Origin of the sequence: Cohnella silvisoli, assembly GCF_021190915.1 — a bacterium.
Classification (GTDB): domain Bacteria; phylum Bacillota; class Bacilli; order Paenibacillales; family Paenibacillaceae; genus Cohnella; species Cohnella silvisoli.
This window is the reverse complement of sequence record NZ_JAIOAP010000028.1, coordinates 21749-43102: the sequence shown is the minus strand read 5'-3', so window position 1 is coordinate 43102 and position 21354 is coordinate 21749. Positions and strand designations below refer to the sequence as shown.

At 52.2% G+C, this 21354-nt stretch carries 13 protein-coding genes and 2 pseudogenes; 10 read left to right on the top strand and 5 right to left on the bottom strand.

The features are described from left to right. Nucleotides 1-38 precede the first annotated feature (38 nt). Nucleotides 39-605 (top strand): sigma-70 family RNA polymerase sigma factor, encoded by a 567-nt coding sequence (locus K7P76_RS32085; protein WP_232190173.1) that lies wholly within the window; start codon nt 39-41, stop codon nt 603-605. Beyond that, nucleotides 577-1359, top strand: coding sequence for a hypothetical protein (locus K7P76_RS32080; RefSeq protein ID WP_232190172.1), 783 nt, complete (start codon nt 577-579; stop codon nt 1357-1359). Before K7P76_RS32085 ends, K7P76_RS32080 begins: the two co-directional genes overlap by 29 nt. 202 nt (nt 1360-1561) lie before the next feature. On the opposite strand, the pseudogene K7P76_RS32075 reads toward K7P76_RS32080, so the two are convergent. Then, a pseudogene (locus K7P76_RS32075) lies at nt 1562-2679 on the bottom strand (RNA-guided endonuclease InsQ/TnpB family protein). A gap of 135 nt (nt 2680-2814) precedes the next feature. Between K7P76_RS32075 and K7P76_RS32070 the strand changes: the two are divergent. Both K7P76_RS32070 and K7P76_RS32065 read left to right on the top strand, forming a co-directional pair. Next, nucleotides 2815-3142: pseudogene (locus K7P76_RS32070) on the top strand (DinB family protein); the annotation flags it as partial. 289 nt (nt 3143-3431) lie between these two features. Then, nucleotides 3432-8366 carry an SGBP N-terminal domain-containing protein gene (locus K7P76_RS32065; RefSeq protein ID WP_232190170.1) on the top strand — a complete coding sequence of 1645 codons (4935 nt, stop codon included), beginning with the start codon at nt 3432-3434 and terminating at the stop codon, nt 8364-8366. A 38-nt stretch (nt 8367-8404) separates the two neighbouring features. Here the strand turns inward: K7P76_RS32065 and K7P76_RS32060 are convergent, their stop codons facing one another. The 3 genes from K7P76_RS32060 to K7P76_RS32050 all read right to left on the bottom strand — a co-directional run bounded on the left by K7P76_RS32060 (nt 8405) and on the right by K7P76_RS32050 (nt 11614). After that, nucleotides 8405-9016: a DUF1796 family putative cysteine peptidase gene (locus K7P76_RS32060; RefSeq protein WP_232190169.1), complete on the bottom strand. Its 612-nt coding sequence runs from the start codon at nt 9014-9016 to the stop codon at nt 8405-8407. A gap of 124 nt (nt 9017-9140) precedes the next feature. Then, entirely contained in the window at nt 9141-10871 is a 1731-nt protein-coding gene (locus tag K7P76_RS32055) for a sensor histidine kinase (protein ID WP_232190168.1), read from the bottom strand. Then, entirely contained in the window at nt 10868-11614 is a 747-nt protein-coding gene (locus K7P76_RS32050) for a response regulator transcription factor (RefSeq protein WP_232190167.1), read from the bottom strand. The genes K7P76_RS32055 and K7P76_RS32050 overlap by 4 nt, the downstream gene beginning before the upstream one ends. Before the next feature lie 173 nt (nt 11615-11787). On the opposite strand from K7P76_RS32050, the gene K7P76_RS32045 reads away from it, so the two are divergent. The 6 genes from K7P76_RS32045 to K7P76_RS32020 all read left to right on the top strand — a co-directional run bounded on the left by K7P76_RS32045 (nt 11788) and on the right by K7P76_RS32020 (nt 20117). Then, nucleotides 11788-12693 (top strand): ABC transporter permease, encoded by a 906-nt coding sequence (locus tag K7P76_RS32045; RefSeq protein ID WP_232190166.1) that lies wholly within the window; start codon nt 11788-11790, stop codon nt 12691-12693. 27 nt (nt 12694-12720) lie between these two features. After that, a complete protein-coding gene (locus K7P76_RS32040) occupies nt 12721-13602 on the top strand; it encodes a carbohydrate ABC transporter permease (RefSeq protein WP_232190165.1) in 882 nt (293 codons plus the stop codon). Between the two features lie 40 nt (nt 13603-13642). Next, nucleotides 13643-15247: an extracellular solute-binding protein gene (locus K7P76_RS32035; RefSeq protein ID WP_232190164.1), complete on the top strand. Its 1605-nt coding sequence runs from the start codon at nt 13643-13645 to the stop codon at nt 15245-15247. Nucleotides 15248-15509: 262 nt separating this feature from the next. Continuing rightward, a complete protein-coding gene (locus tag K7P76_RS32030) occupies nt 15510-17315 on the top strand; it encodes a glycoside hydrolase family 36 protein (RefSeq protein WP_232190163.1) in 1806 nt (601 codons plus the stop codon). Further along, a complete protein-coding gene (locus K7P76_RS32025) occupies nt 17302-19287 on the top strand; it encodes an alpha-amylase family protein (RefSeq protein WP_232190162.1) in 1986 nt (661 codons plus the stop codon). The genes K7P76_RS32030 and K7P76_RS32025 overlap by 14 nt, the downstream gene beginning before the upstream one ends. Beyond that, nucleotides 19284-20117, top strand: coding sequence for a helix-turn-helix domain-containing protein (locus K7P76_RS32020; RefSeq protein ID WP_232190161.1), 834 nt, complete (start codon nt 19284-19286; stop codon nt 20115-20117). The genes K7P76_RS32025 and K7P76_RS32020 overlap by 4 nt, the downstream gene beginning before the upstream one ends. Nucleotides 20118-20128: 11 nt before the next feature. Here the strand turns inward: K7P76_RS32020 and K7P76_RS32015 are convergent, their stop codons facing one another. Then, on the bottom strand, nt 20129-20947 hold the full coding sequence (locus K7P76_RS32015; RefSeq protein ID WP_232190160.1) for a phytanoyl-CoA dioxygenase family protein: 819 nt from the start codon (nt 20945-20947) through the stop codon (nt 20129-20131). Nucleotides 20948-21354 lie beyond the last annotated feature (407 nt).

The window sequence follows — 21354 nt, the reverse complement described above, 5'->3', positions numbered from 1 at the left end:
TGGATATATATATACGAAAGCCTTTAGGAGGTGGGAAGTTGGAGGAAACGACTCTAATTCAACAGTTAAAACAAGGGCATCATTCCGCTTTGGAAAGGATTATTGATATTTATGCTGCCTACGTAAGTACGGTTGTGAGAAACGTGATCGGTACATACATGAAAGTCGAAGATATTGAGGAAGTCGTATCCGATGCATTTGTCTTGCTTTGGCATAATGCGGCAAAGATTCATGAAAACGGTACATTGAAATCATACCTTGCTGCAATCGCAAGAAATCAGGCTCTCAAAAAGTTGCGAAGCTATTACCCCCAGATTTGTTCGTTAGACGATGATATTTTAATATTGGATGATTCCAGTGATCCCATCGAACAATCGGAGCTAAAGAATATGCTCGAATGGGCACTGTCATCAATGAAAGAGGTAGACCGGGAAATCTTCATTAGGCATTATTTCTTCATGGAGACAACTATTGTTATAGCAGGTCGGCTGGAAATGAATGAATCCACTGTGAGAACAAGGCTTTTACGCGGACGCGACTACTTGAGACAAGTATTAACAGAAGGAGGGTACCTACTTGAAAATAAAAATTTCCGAAATGTTTGAGGATGCTTTTGTAAATACGGATGCCATTCAACTGAAAGAGGATTTAAGCATCGACAAAGACAGGGTTCGGCAACTGGTCATGTCTAAAATCAATTGCCAGCAAGCGGGAACGGATAAGCTTCCCCCCAAAACAAAGAGAATCTCTGCGAAGATCACTCTAATTGCCGCAGCTATTATCGCCTTGTTAATGTCTGCAGTAGCCGTTAATGCTGCTTCTGGAGGCAAGCTATTTGGCGCGATGCTCTTAAATAACGAAAACAGGCATATTGCTAAAGAGCCCAATTATGCATCCATGGAAGAAGTCCCTGCCGGAACTGTAATCGAAACATCTGAAAGGCGGGTTCTCATCAGTGATATTATTAATAAAGATAAACTCCACACGCTCAATGCCGGTTCGGTAACGAATATTGCCGCAGCGGAAAATAACGGAAAATATGCGATACCAGAGTTGCTGACTAATAACGGTGATCTAGTTGTTTTCACAAAAGTTGACGAATCCGGTTGGCATTTGAATAAAGGTGATAAGCTGTCCATCCGGTTCGCGCTTGATATAAAAACCAACAAATACTCAGATCGCACGGGAGAAAGGATGGAAATCGGCTATATAAAAAATGGTGTATTGATCACTGGCTTTGTTAAAAAGGAAAAGGAGTTTTCCTACACCATTACGGCAGATGAAGCAGGGGAATATTATTTCTACGCCGAGAATTATTCTGCCAGCTATATTATCATTCAATCTGGAATCATTAACTGATAACAAAAGACGTACCCAAAAAAGGAGCAGTTCTGTCAATAACCCCCACTTAACTAACTTTTGAAGTGGCGGCTTGTGACAACCCAATCGTGCAAACGTCTTTCGACTCCGATCTTTGGCTGTTCATTAAGAACTTGGTGTCACATCTACGGCAAGCTTACGCTTACCGACGGGCAGATTGACAGCTGCCCTACAAGCATAGTCATGCTATGCTTGCACCTTCTTCAAGGTATTTCTTCCTTTGGCTAAAAGGTTCATCGCCGCTATCCGGTCATCGTTGCTCTGATAGCCGCAATTTCGGCAACAAAAGTGATGCTTTTTCTTGTCCCGATTGGTTTTCTCCTTGTGGTTGCATAGTGGACATTGTTGAGAGGTATATTTCGGGTCCACTGCAATTATCCTAGATCCTGCAAGTTGTGCCTTATACTCTACCATCTTGCGCAGTTGGTGGAACGCCCACGATACCGATACATAACGGTCTTTGAGCTTGACCTTTTCTGTCGCGTTGCGCACACCCGTCAAATCCTCTAGCACAAACAGCGTTTTCGCACCAAATCGGCTAACGAGTGCCTTACTGACCGCGTGGTTTACATCGGTCATCCAACGGGTTTCTCGTTGCCCCATTTGTTTAAGCTTACGGCGGGCGGATGGGGTTTGCTTCTTCTGCAACTGCTGGCGCATTTGTTTGTATTTCGCCCGCTTGCGTTTAATCGCTCTACCCGGAAAAAAGGTGGTTTTGCCCTGCGTGTCATAAGCTGTCGCGAGAAAGTTAATCCCCAGATCGATGCCTACAATCTGTGTCATCTCTTCCAATTGCGGCTCGGGCATCTGCTTGGACATTGGAATATGCAGAAACCACTTGTGATGCTTGCGGACAAGCTTCGCGGTTCCGAACATCCAGGAACCATCAAAGTAGAACTCCATCGCTTTCCTCTCAAAGGGCACCTTGATTCTCCCTTGCAAGGTGTTCACTGAAAACAAACCGGAGGTTAACGAATAGTCGCGATTCCATACGAGATCGTACTCCGGCTGCTTAAACTGTACTTGTGTCCAATCGTGGCCATTGCTTTGATTGGTCTTGTATCTGGCGATGACGGTCTTCATGGCCGATTGAGACATCTGGGATCGAAGGCCAATGGTGCTGCGAAGCGTATTGTAAGTGATTTGATGCAGGGTAGGCTGCCTGAATTGTCTGGTGGTAAACACCACCGAAGATACGAGGTTGCAGCCTTTACGATAAGCGAAGACGGTTTTCAGAAGCGCTTCTGCTTGAGCTTGCGTTGGCTTGATTTTTATTTTCGCTGTCACCGTTACGATCATATGTTCGCCTCCTCACATGCTGATTATAGCACATTTCAGAGGAGAAGGAAGCATCCGAAAAAGGCATTCAGGCTCACGCCTGACACTCATTCCTCCCCGACTTATAGAAGATCGGAGTATCCTGCGCGATTTTTGATGAATTTTAATATGCAAGAAGCCATTGAGGTTCTGGAGCGTACACCGCAAACATTGGAGTATTTTTATCCGGATTATCTTATGGATGGTTGCAATGCAATGAAGGCGATGGAACATGGAACGTCTCTGAAGTGATAGAGCACCTTATTGAAGGGGAGAAAATGAAGGCTCTGAGAGATCGATTGAACAAAAGTTGCTAGAATTTAAAACGATTAGATCACTAAACACAACCAAACTTAAGGTTCTAATCGAACCTGAATTGCATCTTGAATTGACTGGCTCACACCCTGCGTTCGGTGTAGTGAAGTTAAGAGAATTGCTCTCTACGGACCCCGCATGGATGAATTAAATATTACGTCAGTTAACAAAAACCGCGAAGGCTTGATGCTACGCGGTTTTTGTCTATTTATTGCCGCTTCGGCTGTCGGTAAATGTCTTGTCGAAAAATAAAATTATACCAGTGGATAAGAGCTGAAAAGGCTTGATATCATGCGGTTTTTTGTGTTTTCTGTTGTCGATTTTTCATTATTCTTTTATTCGGCTTCAGTAGACTTACATTATTGAGTCGTAATTCTGCCTTTTTTAAGAAAAGGGATAGGCCGGGAGGAGAAAAAGAAATGCGCAAATTGGGAAATAAAGCGATGAAAATGATATTGACGATGATAATGGTGTTCAGTGCCATATCCGGAGGGGCTTTCGGAAGCGGGAAAGCCTTTGCGGCAGGACCTGCTTTTCCGGGAGACGGTACGTCCGTTAACCCTTATCTTATCGGGACGGCTAGCCAACTTAATTTGGTTAGGGGAGCTTATTTAGATCCGAACACTTATTTTAAGTTGACGGATGATATCGATCTGAGCGGTTACACAAGTTGGGTTCCGATCGGAGACTTCGACACCCCATTTTATGGTCAGATGGACGGCAACGAGTTCAAGATCACGGGGCTGACGATAAACGATACCGACATCGACTATATGGGTTTGTTCGGGTATTTGGGATCGGGGAGTTCCTTAATGAGCATGAATATCAAGAATGCGAACCTAAACGGTAATCAACAAGCGGGCGTTTTAGCCGGGTACAACGACGGAGGCACGATCAGCGACAGCTACGTTTCGGGAGACGTTAGCGGTTTCGATAATATCGGCGGCTTGGTCGGCTATAACGCCGACGGAGAGATTCGCAACAGCCGATCGTCAGCGCGCGTCGTCGGCGGAAGCGGGAGCTCCGCGATCGGCGGTCTGGTCGGCTTATCTGGTGGCAATAACGCGATCATCAGCGATAGTTCCGCGTCGGGGGAAGTCAGCGGAAAGAATAGCGTTGGCGGACTAATCGGCAGCGGCTACTCGGGTACGGTCGTCGATAGCCATGCTTCGGGCAAAGTCGGCGGAGAGCGTGAAGTAGGCGGCTTGATAGGTGAAGAGTCCGATATGATCATCGATAAAAGCTTCGCTTCCGGGCAAGTCGACGGGGATATGGAGATCGGCGGCTTGATCGGCAACAATTCGGGAGCCGGAGAGATCCGATCGAGTTACGCTTTAGGCAAAGTCGGAGGGAAGGAAAACGTGGGTGGACTAGTCGGTTGGAACAAAGACGCCCAGATCGCCGACAGCTACGCTTCGGGGGATGTCAGCGGGGAAGCCGGGCGTTTTTCGGTAGGCGGTTTGGTCGGCAACAATCTTTTAGGGAAAATCAGCAGAAGCTTCGCTTCGGGCAATGTAAGCGGAGGCGGCAGCATCGGGGGGCTCGCCGGTCAGAACTATTCTGCAGAAATCTCGTATAGCTATGCCGTAGGAAGCGTGAGCGGAAGCGACGGAAGCAACGCCATCGGCGGCTTGATCGGGAATAACACCTCCGGTGCGATCGTGGCGACATTCGCCTCGGGGGACGTGAGCGGCGACAGTGTTCAAGCCATCGGTGGCTTGATCGGAAACATGAACGGAGGTTCGGTTAGCGAAAGCTATGCCTCTGGGAATGTCATCGGAAACTATGAAAGCTCTTATGTCGGGGGTTTAGCGGGCGAAAATGCGGGGAACGTATCCGATAGTTACGCTTCCGGCGGCGTGACCGGCAAATATTACGTCGGCGGCTTGGTCGGTTACAACCATGACGTCGTCATTGGCAACAGTTATGCTTCCGGCAGCATAGCCGTCGTTAGCGGAAGCCAAGAAGTAGGCGGTCTAATCGGATACAACATGTCCGCGACGACGCTGGATAGTTTCTACGACGCCGATACGACCGGGCGGTCCGCGTCGGCGGGTGGAACTAGCCGATCCATGGTACAGATGAAGACGCAAAGTACTTACAATAGTTGGGACTTTACAAACATCTGGGTGCTGGATGCGACGCGTAATAGCGGATATCCCTATTTGAACAATGCCCAGGTTTACTTGGATTATGACGGTAACGGCAACGACGGCGGCACCGTACCCGATAGCGGATCTTATCCGCCGGGAGCGCCGGTTCTTCTCCCTACGGCGAATTTAGTCAAATCCGGGTACGAATTTTACGGGTGGAGCACGAGCGTGAACGGAAGCGGGGTTGCTTACAAACCGGGGGATGCCATCAAGCTTTCGTCCGAGACGAAGCTATATGCGAGATGGATCGTTCCAAGCGCGGATGCGACTTTGACTTCCGCGATCGGGGACGTGAGCCCGGGCGCATCGCCTATTGAAACGATCGCAAATATCCCTTACGGCACGAAGTTATCCGCGCTGAAGGCAGTGATCACGCCCGCGGCGGATGCGACTTTCGAAGTCTATGACGCGGACGGGACAACAGTCGCAACCCGATTGGCAACGGGGAAAAAGGTGATCGTAACCGCGCAAGATGGCACGACGAAAGTAACTTATACGGTGTCGGTCATCAAGAACAGTGAAAAAGCGATTACGTTGTTCAGCCTGGCGGAGGAAACGAATGCGGCTACGATCGACGGGACCGCTCATACGGTCACCATCGAAGTCGCATATGGGACGAACTTGACGGGCTTAAATGCCGCATTTTCATTATCCGCTGGAGCTACGGCGAAAGTCGGCGGAGTCGGTGGAGTCAGTCAGACGAGCGGCACGACCGCTAACGATTTTACGGGGCCGGTCGTGTACACGGTCAAAGCGGAAGACGGCAGCACGCAGAATTGGACGGTTACCGTTACCGTGTTGATGAGCGCGAAAGACATCACGTCTTTCAGCGTGCCTAATCAAACGAAACCGGCCGTTATTGATTCGAACTCACACCTGGTGGTTATAGAAGTTGTTTACGGTACAAACCGGAACGGTATGATCGCCACATTCGCTTTATCCCCGGGGGCAACGGCGAAGGTGGGCAGCGCCAATCAAACGAGCGGAACGACTCCTAATAATTTTGCGCCGAGTGTTACGTATACGGTAAAAGCGGCTAACGGAACGACGCAGGACTGGATGGTCATCATCACCGCGCCGAACACCGAGACGGACATCAAGTCCTTTAGCCTTGCCGCGCAGACTGGACCGGCCATCATCGACGCAACTACGCATGAAATTGCCATCGAAGTCGCGTATGGGACTAACGTAAGCAGCTTGATCGCCACATTTACGACATCACCAAATGCAATAGTGAAGGTGGGTAGAAGGACGCAAACGAGCAACACGACCGCCAACAATTTCACGACCCCTGTCACTTACGTTGTGAGATCGGAAGAAGGATCGACGGTGCAAAATTGGACGGTCACCGTCACAGTTTCGACAGGCAACGCGAAAGACATCAAGGCTTTCAGCTTGGCTGCGCAAACCAGAGCCGCGACGATCGACGCGACCGCGCACACGGTGGCGATTGAAGTGGCGCATGGCACGAACTTGAGTAACTTGATAGCTACGTTTGTTTTATCCGCGGGAGCCTCGGCGAAGGTCGGTAGCATCAACCAAACGAGTGGTACGACCCCTAACGATTTCTCGAGCCCGGTTACGTACACGGTGACAGCGGCGAACGGAACGACACAGGATTGGAAAGTTACTGTGACCGTTGCGGCGAGCAGTGCGAAAGACATTACGGCTTTCAGCTTGGCGGCGCAAACCGGAGCCGCGACGATCGACGCGACCGCACACACGGTGGCGATTGAAGTGGCGCATGGCACGAACTTGAGTAACTTGATAGCTACGTTCGCCTTATCCGCAGGAGCGACGGCGAAGGTCGGTAGCATCAACCAAGCGAGCGGAACGACCCCTAACAATTTCACGAACCTAGTAACGTATGTAGTAACAGCAGCAAATGGCGTTAGCACGCAGAACTGGACGGTAACGGTGACCGTTGCTCCGGCTTTAAGCAACGCAGCAACGCTAACCTCAACGATTGGGACAGTGAGCATAAACGGAACTGCGAATGAGAGCATTACGAACATTCCCTACGGAACAACGGTAGCGTCATTAAGAGCGGCGATCACGCCAGCGGCTAACGCAACGTTCGAGATTTACGATGCCAGTGGAGTAACCGGCGCGTTCACATTAGCGACGGGCATGAAAGTGATTGTCACCGCTCAGAATGGAACTAGCAAGGTTACGTATACGTTGTCGGTGAATGCTGCACCTTCTAACGGCGGCGGATCAACGCCTCCAACTGACACGAAAGTAAACTCGACGGATGGCAGGCTGACGCTTCCTGCAGGTATGGCGGGCGAGGTCAGTTTGAACAATGAGGTCGTCGTTTCGATTCCGGCCAATGCTACGGATAAACAATTAAAAGTAACGATCGACAAAGTGACGGACGCGGCAAAGCTTCTCTTGAATAATGAAATTCTGAAAACAGCGGTATATGAAATTCTGAAAAATTTCCCGGAGAACTTCATTAATTCGGTTACGCTTACCTTCAAGTTTGATCCTGCTAGCTTGAAAGCCAACCAATCGGTAGCGGTCTTCTACTATGACGAGGTGAAGAAAAGCTGGGTAGAAGTGACTGGAAGCGTGATAAGCGGTAATCAAATCACCGTAAAGGTCAATCATTTTACGAAATACGCCGTATTCGTAATCGGCGAATCGACAGAGGAGCCTACGAATCAATTAAGCGACATTGTCGGACATTGGGCTGAAGCCTCGATCAAGCAAGCAGTTAGCAACGGAATCGTCACGGGCTATCCCGATAAAACGTTTAAGCCGAATCGTACCGTGACGCGCGCGGAATTTACGGTTATGCTGATGAATGCGTTAAAGCCGAAAGGAGCGGGAACGGCACTGACTTTCACCGATGAGGCGAAGATCGGGGCATGGGCGAAGAGCGCGGTGGCGCAGGCGGTGCAAGCCGGCTGCATTAAAGGCTACGAGGACGGGACTTTCCGTCCGGAAGCGGTCATTACTCGCGCCGAGATGGCGATGATGGTTGCAAAAGCCTCTGGTCTGTCTTTGGAAGCGAATGTACCGACCGGCTTCGCGGATGATAGGGATATTCCGGCGTGGGCGAAAGGTGCAGTCGCAGCTATTAAGAAGATTGGCTATATCGAAGGTAAAGGATCAAACAAATTCGACCCGCATGCCCAAATGACAAGAGCAGAGGCCGTAACCGTTCTACTGAAAGTGTTGGCAACCAAAGAGTAAAGTAAAGAATGAGGGGCGAGCCTAAATAGGTTCGCCCTTCATTTCAGCTGGAAACCATACATGACTTGATCCCAGGCAAAGTTGGACCCTCTCCAATCCGCTCCGTTAGGCACCGTTACGGAACCAATATGACGAAGTCCCCAATCTTCGTGTCTCACCTCTTGGACTCTATCGCTATTGTTAACGATTAACAGTTGGAATTCGCCAGGTATGATCGTTGTTAGCGCTGCATACAGTTGCTGCGCCTCCATCATGGACGTATCGATTCTGACCAAGCAGAGAGGGCTGTTCTTAGCGGCCGTTATCATTGCGTTCACGCGTCGATTCAATTTTTGTTTAAAATCGGGATAAGCATCCGTCCATCTCCGCATCAACGGAAAATCGTGATAAGAGACAATATCATAGCTGTTATCTCTTACTATGAAGTGGGCGGGTTCAGTACCAAGAACCTGGAGATGATTCAATTCCATAAACCCATTAAAACGATTCCGGATCAGACGGGCCACATCGGTAACCGAGCGCGAGATAAACCAATCTAACGGACCGGCAAATTTCCTAAGATTAAGCCTCTGTAACTGATAAGCGGTTTGACAAGTCGAACCTAAGCTGATGTAAGCCATATAGGCACCCGCGCAGTCTTTCCATTTCATCAGGCTCACTCCTCGTCTTTTCCGGATGAAGTGGTGATATCCATGGATCAGTATATAAAGGCCAGTTTAGGCAGGTCACGGCAAAATGCCCCTTTTTTTGACTTCAGTAGGGGATTATGCTCGTCTAATCAGACGGAGGACCGCGATATTTCGGTATCCGAATGACAACCGTGGTGCCCGATCCCGGTACGCTTTCAATGCGAAGGCCGTACGCCTCCCCGAACAGAAGCTGAATCCGGTCGTTCACGTTTTTGATCCCGTAGCCTCGAGAGCCCGCGACCAATATTTCGTCGATCAGCGACGGGTCCATTCCCGGGCCGTTGTCGGATACGACGAATTCGATATCGTCTCCCGCGAAAGCAACGGAGATCGATACCCATCCTCTTCCGTCTTCCTTGCAGTCGATACCGTGCTGCAGCGCGTTCTCCACGATCGGCTGGAGCATCAGATTGATCGTCTTGTACTCATATATCTCCTCGTCCAGTTCCAGCGCGACGTCGAATTTGTGGTCGTGCATGGCGAGCTGGATGGTGAGATACGCTTTCGTGTTCTCCATCTCGTCTCGGATCGCGATCACGTTGTTGCCCTTATTCAGAGCTGTGCGGTAGTAATTGGACAAGGTCGTCACTAGGTGGCTGATGTTCTCCGCCTCGATCTCGAGTGCGCTCCAGTTGATGATCGAGAGGGTATTGTACAGGAAGTGCGGGTTGATCTGCGCCTGCAGCGCCTTCAATTCCGCATCTTTCTGCACGATTTTATTTTGGTAATTTTCCTGAATCAGCTCGTTGACGTGCCGGATCATTCTCCCGAACCGGTTGGTCAGTTCCCCGATTTCGTCTCCAACGTGGCTGGTCACCTCGATCTGAAGATTCCCGTTTTCAACCAGCTTCATCTTTTTGTTCAGCTCATTGATTCTTCGCAGCAGCGTCTTCGTGATCAGCCAGATGAGAACAATCAGCACGACGACGCAGAAAGCGATGATCAGGAGCGTGGCCCTAGCGATATTGCCGGCATCCAGCGAGATCGATTGAAGCGGAACGAGATAATAGAGCCGCCAATGGACGGATGGAATCGTTTTTTTGACCAGAATATAGTTTACGCCGTCGATCTCCGTCAGCTCGTTTTCCATAGACGATAGCTGGCCGGCATTCAATTCCGCGCGAGCGCTGTGCTCCCCCCGCTTGACGAATAATGGCTGAAGCCGGTCATCATATACGAACATTTCATAATCGTCCGTCGTGGTCTTGTCGTTAAACAGATCGAACACCTTGGAGGCGTCCAGTTCGAGATATAAGACGGTGTCTTTGCCGTTCATGAGAATGTCGGGAAATTTCCTGGCCGCGTACAACTTATCGTGATCGAGCATCCATACCGTGGAGTAATCTTGTGTTTGTTTTGATGCCTGCGTATACCAAATCTGATCCTTGACGCCAGTCGCGGACTTATAGAATAAGCCTTTGTCCGGCAAGTTGCTGGAATGGTAGATCATGATTTTCGCGATCTCTTTGTGAACCGTGAGAATGGTTTTGAAATAAGGCTCCAAATAGTTGCGGTTATCCCAGGCGAAATTGATATAATCCACGTAATCGTGGTCGAAGATTTGTTGGATTCCGGTATTGAGAATGATAGAGTCGACGATGCCATTATACTGCGAGAAGCGGTTGTCGATGTTGCCTGCGACCGTTCCGACGGTATTGTTCAGCCCCGCGATCGCTTGGTTGTGAATGAATGTCTGAGATTGCTGGTACGAGTATATGCCGAGTACGAGCACGGGCACGAGTGCGCCGATTAGGAAGGAAAGGACGACTTTCGTTTTAAAACGGAGAGCAATCTTGGCCAGCCAGAGCCTGTTCATGCATGATGATCCTCCCGGTATTGGGCGGGCGTGGCGCCGTACATGTTGCGGAAAAGGGAACAGAAGTAGGACAAGTCCGTGTAGCCGACAGAGGTGCAAATTTCGGAAACGCGCATATTCGTGCCGAGCAGCTTCTTCCGGGCTTCTTCCAGGCGAACGGTTTTGATGAATTTGGCGATGCCGGAGCCGGTTTCCTTCTTGAACAACTGGCTCAGATAGCTCGGGGTCAAATAAACCTGCTTAGCGAGCATATCCAGATGAATGTCCTGCATGTAATGCTTGCGAATCAACTTGATCACTTCCTGGGTTACCTTGCGGCTCGCTTCGAGCGGGAGAGCTTCGGCTTCTGCGTCATGTCGCGGGCTGGGGGACTCGCTTTCGAGGCGGGATACCGCCTTGGTCATGACATTGACGAACTCCTTGACCTTCAGCGGTTTGAGCAAGTAGCTCTCTACGTGGATATCGATCGCCTTCCGCGCATATTCAAACTCGCCATAGGCACTATAAATAATAATCGTTACATTGGGATAAATTTCCTTTGCCTTCTGCGATAGCTCCAAGCCGTCCATAAAGGGCATGCGAATATCCGTAATTAAGATGTCTACGGGGTTCTCCCGGATATGATTCAGCGCTTTGACGCCGTTCTCGGCTTCCGCCACGTTCAGGCGGAAGTTGTTATTTTCGATCAGCCGTATAATGCCGTCCCGTTCCAGCTTTTGATCGTCGACGACCAGGATGTTCATTGCGACAAGCCTCCTCGATGGTAAGCGCTTACGTTTGTCACCCATGGATTGCATCGAAAACATAAGAATGTTGTGCTTTTCTACAAAATGACCTCAATCCGGGAGGACGTCCCCCGTGTTATCCTAACTGTACCAAAGCAATACGGGGGTGTAAAGAAGGGGGTTACAAAAAATTGGCTGTACTGAAAGAAATAAGAAAATATCGCACGCTGCTGCTGATGATGGTCCCTGCGATGATTTACTTCCTGTTGTTCAGGTACGGACCGATGTACGGCATCGTCTTGGCCTTCAAGGATTTCAAAATCACGCAAGGAATTTGGAACAGCCCGTGGGCCGGGTTCAAATATTTCGACATGGCTTTCTCGGATCCGTACTTCTACGTCGTCGTCAAAAACACGGTCATCATCAGCCTGTATAAGCTGCTCTTCGGGTTCCCGGTGCCGATCCTGTTCGCCATTCTGCTCAACGAAGTCAGAAGGGCCGTTTTCAAAAAATGGGTGCAAACGGTTTCCTACTTGCCTTACTTCATTTCGTGGATCGTGCTCGGCGGTATGTTCCTGTCGATCTTCTCGCTCGACGGCCTGATCAATCAGATCGTCCAACTGTTCGGCCACGAACCGATCCTGTTTCTCGCCGACGATGCGTATTTCCGCACCATTCTCGTATCCACCCATATTTTTCAAACGTTCGGCTGGGAATCGGTCATTTACTTCGCCGCCATCGCCGGCATCGATCCGCAATTGTACGAAGCGGCCGTCATGGATGGCGCCAATCGGTTCCAGAGAGCGATCCGCATTACGCTGCCTTCGCTGCTGCCGGTCATCTCCATCTTGTTCATCCTGCGGATGACTTCCGTTCTCGATGCCGGCTTCGACCAAATTTTTAACCTGTACAGCGTAAGCGTGTACAATGTCGCGGACGTCATCGACACCTTCGTCTACCGCAAAGGGCTGGTCGAGTCCGAATACAGCTATTCTACCGCCGTCAATTTGTTCAAGTCCGTCATCGCGCTTGTCCTCGTGGTCGGCGTGAACCGCATCGCCAAATCGGCCGGCGGGAAAGAAAACACCTTATGGTAAACGCGAAAGGCGGGTGACGGAAAGCTCATGTTTAAGATCAACGGCGGACACGTATTCAACTTCTTTCTCTACCTGTTCATGATTGGCGTCATCGTCGTTACCTTGTATCCTTTTTGGACGCAAATCATGATTTCCTTGACGCCTAAGGATGCGCCTCCCGTGTTCAACGCGCTGAAGATTCCGCAACGTATTTCATTCGACGGCTACCTGCTTATTTTCCAATACAAGTCCGTATGGGTCGGATATGCCAACACCATCCTTCGGACGGCGCTCGGAGTGACGCTCAGCTTGATATTCACCGCGCTTGTCGCTTACCCGCTGTCCAAGGCGGAGCTTCCGTTCAATCGAACGTTCACGTTCATCATTCTATTCACGATGATGTTCGGCGGCGGACTCATTCCGAGCTACATGCTCGTAAAGGAGCTGCACCTGATGAATTCGATCTGGGCGCTCGTGCTCCCGGGGATGGTCGAAGCTTTCAACGTGCTGATTATGCGCAATTTCTTTCGGTCGCTGCCCGAAAGCCTGGAGGAATCGGCCCGGATCGACGGGGCGGGGTACGGGACGATATTCCGCGCGGTCGTTCTGCCGCTGTCTAAGCCGGTACTGGCGACAGTCGCTCTGTGGATCGGGGTTCAAGTCCATTGGAACGGCTGGTTCGACGCGATGATCTATATCAACGACCCGAACAAACAGGTGCTGCAAATCGTGCTTCGGAAAATCATCTACGACAACAACGTACAAACGTTAAAGCAAATGATGACGACGATGGGCATCGGGGGCAAGTTCTCGGGTCCGCAGCTGCAAGCGACGATGATCATGTTCTCCGTTATCCCGTTGCTCCTCGCGTACCCGTTCGTGCAAAAATATTTTGTGCGCGGCATTATGATGGGGGCTATTAAAGGATAAAAGCTTCACACCACACAAGAAGAGGGAAGGGTGTACAAGCATGAGGGTCAGAAAAATCGTATTCATGAGCTTAATTCTCGTACTGGTTGCCGCGATTATCGCAAGCTGCTCCAAAAATAACGGCGGAGATTCGACTAACGAACCGACGAATGGCCAGACGGAGAGCGCTTCCGGCGAGCCGAGAATGGACGTAACGTTCACGACGCATAACATCGACAAAGTCAAGCCGGACGCTTACGCGCTGAAGTACATGCAGGACAAATTCAACGTGAACATCCACATGGTGACAAGCAACGGCGGCGACTACCGGGAGAAGCTGATGCTGTCCGTCGCGTCCGGCGACATTCCGGACTACATGGGGAACCTGCCGATCTCGGACTTCTATAAGCTGGTCGATCAGGGCGTGCTTGCGGAAATTCCCGAGGATCTGATCAAGGAGCATATGCCGAAGTACTATCAATATCTCGAACGGTCGATCGGACCGGAACCGTTAAAGGCTTTCGCGGTAGACGGCAAAAATTACGCGCTCCCCGGCCCTTGGTCGATCGGGAAAAACATCAACGTCGTCGGCATTCGCCAGGATTGGCTGAAAAACGTAGGCATCGAAAAAACGCCGGAGACGATCGACGAGTTCGAAGATATGCTATACAAATTTACGAACAACGACCCCGATCAGAACGGCAAGAAGGATACGTACGGCATGACTTCCAGAGGCAAACTGGAAATTTGGGATATTTTCGCCCCGATCTTCGGCGCTTACGGCGTCTACCCTGGCATCTTCACACTGGACGGGAGCGGCAAAGTCGTGCGGGGCGAAGTGGAACCCGGTGCGAAAACGGCGCTGGAGAAGCTGGCGAAGTGGTACAAGGACGGCGTGATCGACCGCGAGTTCCTGCTCAACGACTGGGAGGAAGTGGAGAAGGCGATCATCGCCGAGAAGGCGGGCGTCGCCCAATGCGAATGGGGCTGCTTCATTCCGGGCGAAGCGTTCTGGGAAGGCAAATACGACGCGATGAAGAAAAATAACCCGAAAGTCAATTGGGTGACTATGCCAGGCCCTAAAGGACCGAACGGCGATTACGGTACATTCCAAACCAATCCGATCGGCGACGCGGGCATGTTCTTCGGGAAGCAGCTGGCGGACGACCGCGCGAAAATGATCAAATACATGGATATGTTCGAAGCGTACTCCTTCGATCTGGAAACGTACGTTAACGTAAACCGCGGCGTGAAGGGGAAGACGTACGAGATGACTGCCGACGGCGACTACGCCTGGATTCCGCCTTACGACACGGAAGAGAAGCAAACGGAATTCGGCTTAGGCGGAACGTACGCATTCCCGGGCGCCTTCAACGACTATGATTTCCAGAAGCCGTTCATGACGCCGAAGAAGTATTTGAAAGTCAGGGAAGCGGCAGAAAGCGTGGGCGTCGGCAAAGTCGACCTGATGGGCCCGATGCTGACTCCCGTCAATAACGAATACAAGGATCGGTTGAAGACGTTCACGTTGAAGAGCTTCTACGATTTCATCGGAGGCAAGAGACCGGTTAGCGAATTCGACAAGTTCGTCGAAGAGTGGAAGGCGATGGGCGGCCAGAAAGTACTCGACGAAGCCCAGCAGATCTACGATCAGAAACTTAAATAATGGCTGAGTTCCAATTGCAGGGAGTTGCTCGAAATAATCGATTAATTTCTCTGGAAAAGGCCCAATTGCAGGGAATTACTCGAAATAATCGATTAATTCCTCAGGAGAAGGCCCAATTGCAGGGAATTACTCGAAATAATCGATTAATTCCTATGCTATACCCACCTAAGCAACAATTGCGCGGAACACAGCCTAAATAAGAGAGGAAGCCGCATGCAGCGGACTGCTGCATGCGGTTTCTGTAAGGAGTTGGATAAGCGAGATGGAATGGCTGAAACGGATGGCCTCGATCGCGAGATTGACGGATGAAACGGCCGCTTCGGAAGAAGCGGTGCGCATCGAGAAAAATTGGAATGGAAACCTGCTGCAGACGACGGTAACGAACATATCCGGCGAACCTCTCAGCATCAAGGAAGTGGTACTTTTCGCCGGGGAATGGCCGTATTCGCCCGACACTCCCTTCTATGGCGAAGGTTATCAGATGCTTACGCAATATGCGGGTACATTGGAGTCGCCTTACTCAATTGGCGAATACGGTGCGGACTGGGACTTTTTCCGGTTGCCTCGGACCGGGGGGGAGCGCGGCCTATGGACAACGTACAATTTGCTGGAATTGTTCCCGGAGGGTGCGGGATCGGTGTTGATGGGTTTCGCATCGTGCTGGCGGTTTTCCGGCGAATTCCGGTTTTGCAGCGATTACGTGGAAGCGGTCATGGACACGGAAGGCTTGCTCCTCGGGCCGGGCGAATGTTGGGAACTGGAGTCTTTCTTGGCGGCTAGCGGAACGGATCGCGACGCTTTGTATGAGGAATTGGCGGCCACGATTCAAGCGAGCCATCCGACGCCGCGGTACAAAGAAATTCCGACCGGCTGGTGTTCGTTCTATTGCTTGCGGCCGTTGACCGCAAATATGCTGTACGAGAATGCGCGTGCGTTAGCGGAACGGGTTCCACAGCTCGGACGGATTCAGATCGACGCCGGTTATGAAGGGGAGAACGGAGATGTACTGATCACGAAGGCTGCGTTCGGGGCCGATGACATGAAGACGGTTTGCGACACGATCCGGGAAGCGGGCGCAGAGCCTGCCGGCTACTTTTCTCCCTTCATCGTGGGCAGAAATTCCGAAGTGTTCAAGCTTCACCCGGATTGGCTTGTCCGCGATGAAGCCGGCAACCCCAATGCCGAAGTAGGGGCGAATCCGGACTGGTTTATGCTGGACGGCTCCCATCCGGAGGTGCAACGGTATTTGAAAAATATCGCCCGGGTCATGCACGACGAATGGGGCGTTCGCTATATCAAGCTGGATTTCCTCTCCTACGGGGCGCTTCCGGGCGGCCGCCGATACAACCCCGAGTTGACGCGGGTCGAAGCTTATCGGCTCGGAGTCAAGGCGATCGTGGAAGGGGTCGGAAACGACTGCTTCATCCTGGGCTGCAATGCAGCGTTCTGGCCGAGTCTCGGTCTGTTCCATGGCAACCGGGTGACGAATGATACGTTCCGCACATGGAAGGTCGTGGACGGCAACGCGCAAGAATTGTTCGGCCGAAACTGGCAGAACAACGCCTTGTGGATCAACGATCCCGACGTCCTGGTCATGGAAAAGCTGGATCTGATCAACGACGACAACGGGCAATGGGATTACGCGACGTTGACGGAGGACGAGTTCGAGTATCACAAGGCGTTCATCGTCGCTTCAGGAGGCATGATCCTGAGCGGCGACCCGCTGACGACGATGCCGGAAGAGCGCATGCGAATGCTGAAGAAGCTGCTGCCGCCGATCGGCGTCGCCGCTCGATTCGACGATCGCAGCCATACGATCGGACGAATCGATCTCGGTGACCGGCTGCTGCTATGTTTGTTCAATCGGGAAGAGGAAGAGAAGGAATTGGCCGTCAGCCTCGAGGGGAAATACCGGGTGTTCGACTTCTGGACGGACGAGGAGTTAGGCGTATTCGCCGGCATGCTTCCCTTGAAGCTGCGGCCTCATTACGCGAGAGTGCTTGTCTTGCGACCCGTGGAACACGGGACGACGAATTCATTAATGGAGGTCAACTATGAACCCGCTTAAGCTTCGTTTCAGGCAAGTGCATTTGGATTTCCATACGAGTCCCGACATCCCGGGCATCGGAGCGGACTTCGATTCGGAGCGATTCGCGGATACGCTCGTCAAGGCCGACGTCGACTCGGTCACGTTGTTCGCGCGCTGCCATCACGGCATGCTGTACTACGATTCCGCCCGGTTCCCCGAGCGGGTCCATCCTCATTTGACGAACAAGAACCTGCTTCCGGATCAGATCGCCGCTTGCCGGAAGCGCGGCATTCGCACGCCGATATATACGACGGTTCAATGGGACGATTATACGGCCAAGGAGCATCCGGAATGGTTAGTGGCTGAAGAGACCGGCGCGCCTCACGGCACCCAGCCTTACGAGGCCGGCTTCTACCGGTATTTATGCGTCAACACGCCTTACCGTCAGCTGCTCAAGGAGTTGACGGCGGACCAGTTGGAGATGATCGACGGAGACGGAGTGTTCTTCGATATCGTGCAGCCCGTTGATTGTTCCTGCCGCTGGTGCCGTGAGGATATGATCAAGGCGGGAATCGACCCATCCGTCCGACATAACCGGATGGCTTTCGCCAAGCGGATGATGAACGAGTTCATGTTCGATATGTCCGCATTCGTCCGGGGCATTCGCGATGGGCAAAGTCTGTTCTACAACAACTCGCATATCGGACCGATGCACGCTCCCGTTCGGGACGCCTTCTCCCATTTTGAGTTGGAATCGCTGCCGAGCGGCGGCTGGGGGTATGCGCATTTTCCGATTGCCGCGCTGTACGGACGTAATCTGGGCCTCGACTGCCTCGGCCAAACCGGGAAGTTTCATACGGAATGGGGCGATTTCCATTCCTTCAAAAACCCCGAGGCGCTGCAATACGAAATTTACCGCATGCTCGCTTTTAACGCCAAGTGCATGATCGGAGATCAATTGGAGCCGGGCGGCAAGTTGTCCGAGTCCGTGTATGAGTTGATCGGCTCCGTGTACGCCCAGGTTCGGCAGAAGGAAGCGTGGTGCGAGAACGCCGTCGGCTTGGCGGATATCGGGGTGTTCACGACCGAGGAGTTCTCGGATTCGCGTTCGATTCCGGAGGAGATGTTCGGCGTGACCCGGATGCTGCTGGAAGCCGGGCATCAGTTCAATATCCTCGATACGCGCAGCGATTTATCGCCGTACAAAGTACTCGTGCTGCCCGACCGGGTCCCCGCGGACGAGGCTTTCGCCGCGAAGCTGGAAGCATACGTTCGGGGTGGGGGCTCGGTCATCGCTTCATTCGAATCCGGCTTGTCGCCGGACCGTTCGAGCTTCGCGCCATTCATGGGCGTGTCGTTCAAGGGCGTTGCGCCGTTCAGCCCGGATTATCTCGTTCCTTCGGGCGCGATCGGAGAAGGGCTCCCGCTGACGGAGCATGTCATGTATATAGGCGGTTTGGAGGTGGAGGCGGGAGCGGACAGCGAGGTGCTGGCTCCGGTGAACGTGCCGTATTTCAATCGGACGTGGGAGCATTTCAGCTCCCACAGGCATACGCCGTCTTCCGGCAAATACGGTTATCCCGGCATTGTTAAGCACGGCAGCGTCATTTATTTTATGCATCCGATCTTTCGGCAATATCAGGACAATGCGCCGGCTTGGTGCAAGAAACTGTTCCTGAACGCCTTGAAGCTGTTGCTGCCCGAGCCTCTTGTCCGGCACGACGGTCCCAGCTCGATGCTCACGACGCTGAACAGCCAGAAGGAGCGCAACCGCTGGGTGCTGCACTTGCTTCATTATATTCCGGAGCGGCGTTCGGGCACGATCGACACGATCGAGAACGTCATTCCGCTGCACGAGGTGGGCTTGTCCGTCCGTACGACGGAGTTGCCCTTAAAGAGCATAAGGCTTGTGCCTCAAGGGACAGAGATCGTCTTCGCCGAACGGGACGGACGGGCGGAATTTATTCTGCCCCGGCTGGACGGGCATCAGATGATCGAGTTGACCTTTTGAACGGGCGAGGGCTGGAAGAAGAGACTCCGAGGGATAATCCCGGAGTCTTTATTTCCGAACATTACCGCAAAGGTTTCGGCTATACGACGTTCCGGTCGAACGGAACGGACGATTGGCTGATCGCGTTTACCTTGTCGGGCGAAGGAGTCTTCGAAGACGGCGGGGATATGTTCCGGTGCGCCTCGGGTGACCTCGCGCTCGTTCCCCCCAGACTTCGGCACCATTACTATACGCCGCAAGGCGCCGAGTGGGAGTTCGTTTGGGCCCATTTCAAACCTAAGCCCTACTGGTCCCACCTGCTCAGGCTGCCCGTGCGTTTGAATGGCCTGATGACCGTTCGGATCGAAACACCAGCCATTCACGAGCGAATCCGCGGGACGTTCGAACGAATCATCGGCGATTCATTGGATATGGAGACGAATTGGGAAGAACTCTGCTTGTCCGCCCTGGAGGAAATTTTGCTGCTTGTCCACCGCCAGTTGGCGGTAGATGAGAAAGGGCTTCAGGATCCGCGCGTTCAATCCGTGCTGGAGCGGCTGACCGCGGACATCCGTCGGCGGCACTCCATCCGGGAGCTGGCGGCATCAGTCAATCTATCTCCGTCCCGCTTGACGCATCTCTTCAAGGAGCAAACAGGGGAGTCGGTGGTGGAGGCGTTGAACCATATCCGCTTGCGGTTAGCCGCGCGGTATCTTCGGGGAAACGACGAATCCGTCGGCCACATCGCCCGGGAGGTCGGAATTCCCGATCCATTTTATTTCGCCAAACGTTTCAAAGCCCGATACGGCGTCAGTCCGTCCGAATACCGGGCTTCTTTTCGCCGCTTTTGAACATGGCCGCCCTAGTGAATTTCCAGAGTGGTATCGAATTCGGTTCCGCAGGGTCCGGAAATTTCAGAATCGTCCACCTCGAACGGGGTATGATCCGCCCGGTACAGCGGGGTGTAATAGGCGTTGGCATGGGTAAGAGAAATTCCGGCGTAGTGGGCGATGAACGCCCTGCGGAATCGGTCCGCGGACCGGTTCGGATAAGAGCCGTGGATGACGCTCCCGTTGAAGAACAGCACATCCCCGGCATCCATCAGTACCGGTACCGGCTGCATTCCTTCCGGCAGCTCCACCAAATCCTTCGTGAAGGATAACTCCGGATCCGCCAGCTTGGGGCACTGAATATCCTCCCGATTCGAGCCAGGCACGACCATGATGCATCCGTTCTCCTCGTTAGTCGGATCGACGGCGGTCCACGCCGCAACGCAAGTGCCTGGCCGAATGCCGAGATAGTAGTTGTCCTGGTGCAGCGCCTGGCCCTTCGCTCCCGGCGGTTTGAAGTAAAACATGCTCTGAAGGGCCAACGGCTCCTCTTCGAGCAAATCTTGCAGCACTGCCATGACCTTCGGATTCAGCATGTAACGGAAAGCGACCTCGTTGACCTTCTGCGGGTGGAGCATACGCGGATATTGCTTAAGGACGTCGCCGTTCGCCTCCTCGGCCGACACCGGCTCGAAGCAGCCCGGTATCGGTCCGTTCGCATGCATCTTCATGAAATTGTCCTTGATTTCCGTCACTTCCCCGTCCGTAAACAGCCCCTTCAGCACAACGTATCCCTCTTGGTGAAATTGCCTTATTTGCTCCTCGCTTAGCCTATCTTTCGATTCTTCCAAAGATGCTCTCCTCCTTCACAGTTTCCGATTGGAATGGCTTACTTTCCTTCATCTTAAACGAAAAGTGAGGCGCCAAGGAATGGAGAAACTCGTTGACTTCCTGTACGTTTCTGCTGCGATGATAGCGAACGCATTGGATGTGTCTATTGAAGCGAATGCCGCAACTGGCTACATAGATGACAAGGACATTCCGGCATAGGCGAAAGCCGCAGTAGCTGCAATAAAGAAGCTGGCCTTATGGAAGATACGGGCTTAAGGTAAGATTTTGAGGGCTTAGCTCAGCTGGGAGGCTCTAGACGACGCAGCGCCATGGCCCGAACAGATGGCTTCCGTCCACGTTTATGCCGACTTTGCCCGGAAAGCTGTTTTATTTGCAGGAGCTTGCCGGTCCGCTTGAGGCGGATGTG

What these genes read in the sequence shown, in the direction of transcription:
- K7P76_RS32065 (WP_232190170.1), top strand. Translation starts at nt 3,432, where the DNA reads ATGCGCAAATTGGGAAATAAAGCGATGAAAATGATATTGACGATGATA.
- K7P76_RS32060 (WP_232190169.1), bottom strand. Translation starts at nt 9,016, where the DNA reads ATGAAATGGAAAGACTGCGCGGGTGCCTATATGGCTTACATCAGCTTA.
- K7P76_RS32055 (WP_232190168.1), bottom strand. Translation starts at nt 10,871, where the DNA reads ATGAACAGGCTCTGGCTGGCCAAGATTGCTCTCCGTTTTAAAACGAAA.
- K7P76_RS32050 (WP_232190167.1), bottom strand. Translation starts at nt 11,614, where the DNA reads ATGAACATCCTGGTCGTCGACGATCAAAAGCTGGAACGGGACGGCATT.
- K7P76_RS32040 (WP_232190165.1), top strand. Translation starts at nt 12,721, where the DNA reads ATGTTTAAGATCAACGGCGGACACGTATTCAACTTCTTTCTCTACCTG.
- K7P76_RS32035 (WP_232190164.1), top strand. Translation starts at nt 13,643, where the DNA reads ATGAGGGTCAGAAAAATCGTATTCATGAGCTTAATTCTCGTACTGGTT.
- K7P76_RS32030 (WP_232190163.1), top strand. Translation starts at nt 15,510, where the DNA reads ATGGAATGGCTGAAACGGATGGCCTCGATCGCGAGATTGACGGATGAA.
- K7P76_RS32025 (WP_232190162.1), top strand. Translation starts at nt 17,302, where the DNA reads ATGAACCCGCTTAAGCTTCGTTTCAGGCAAGTGCATTTGGATTTCCAT.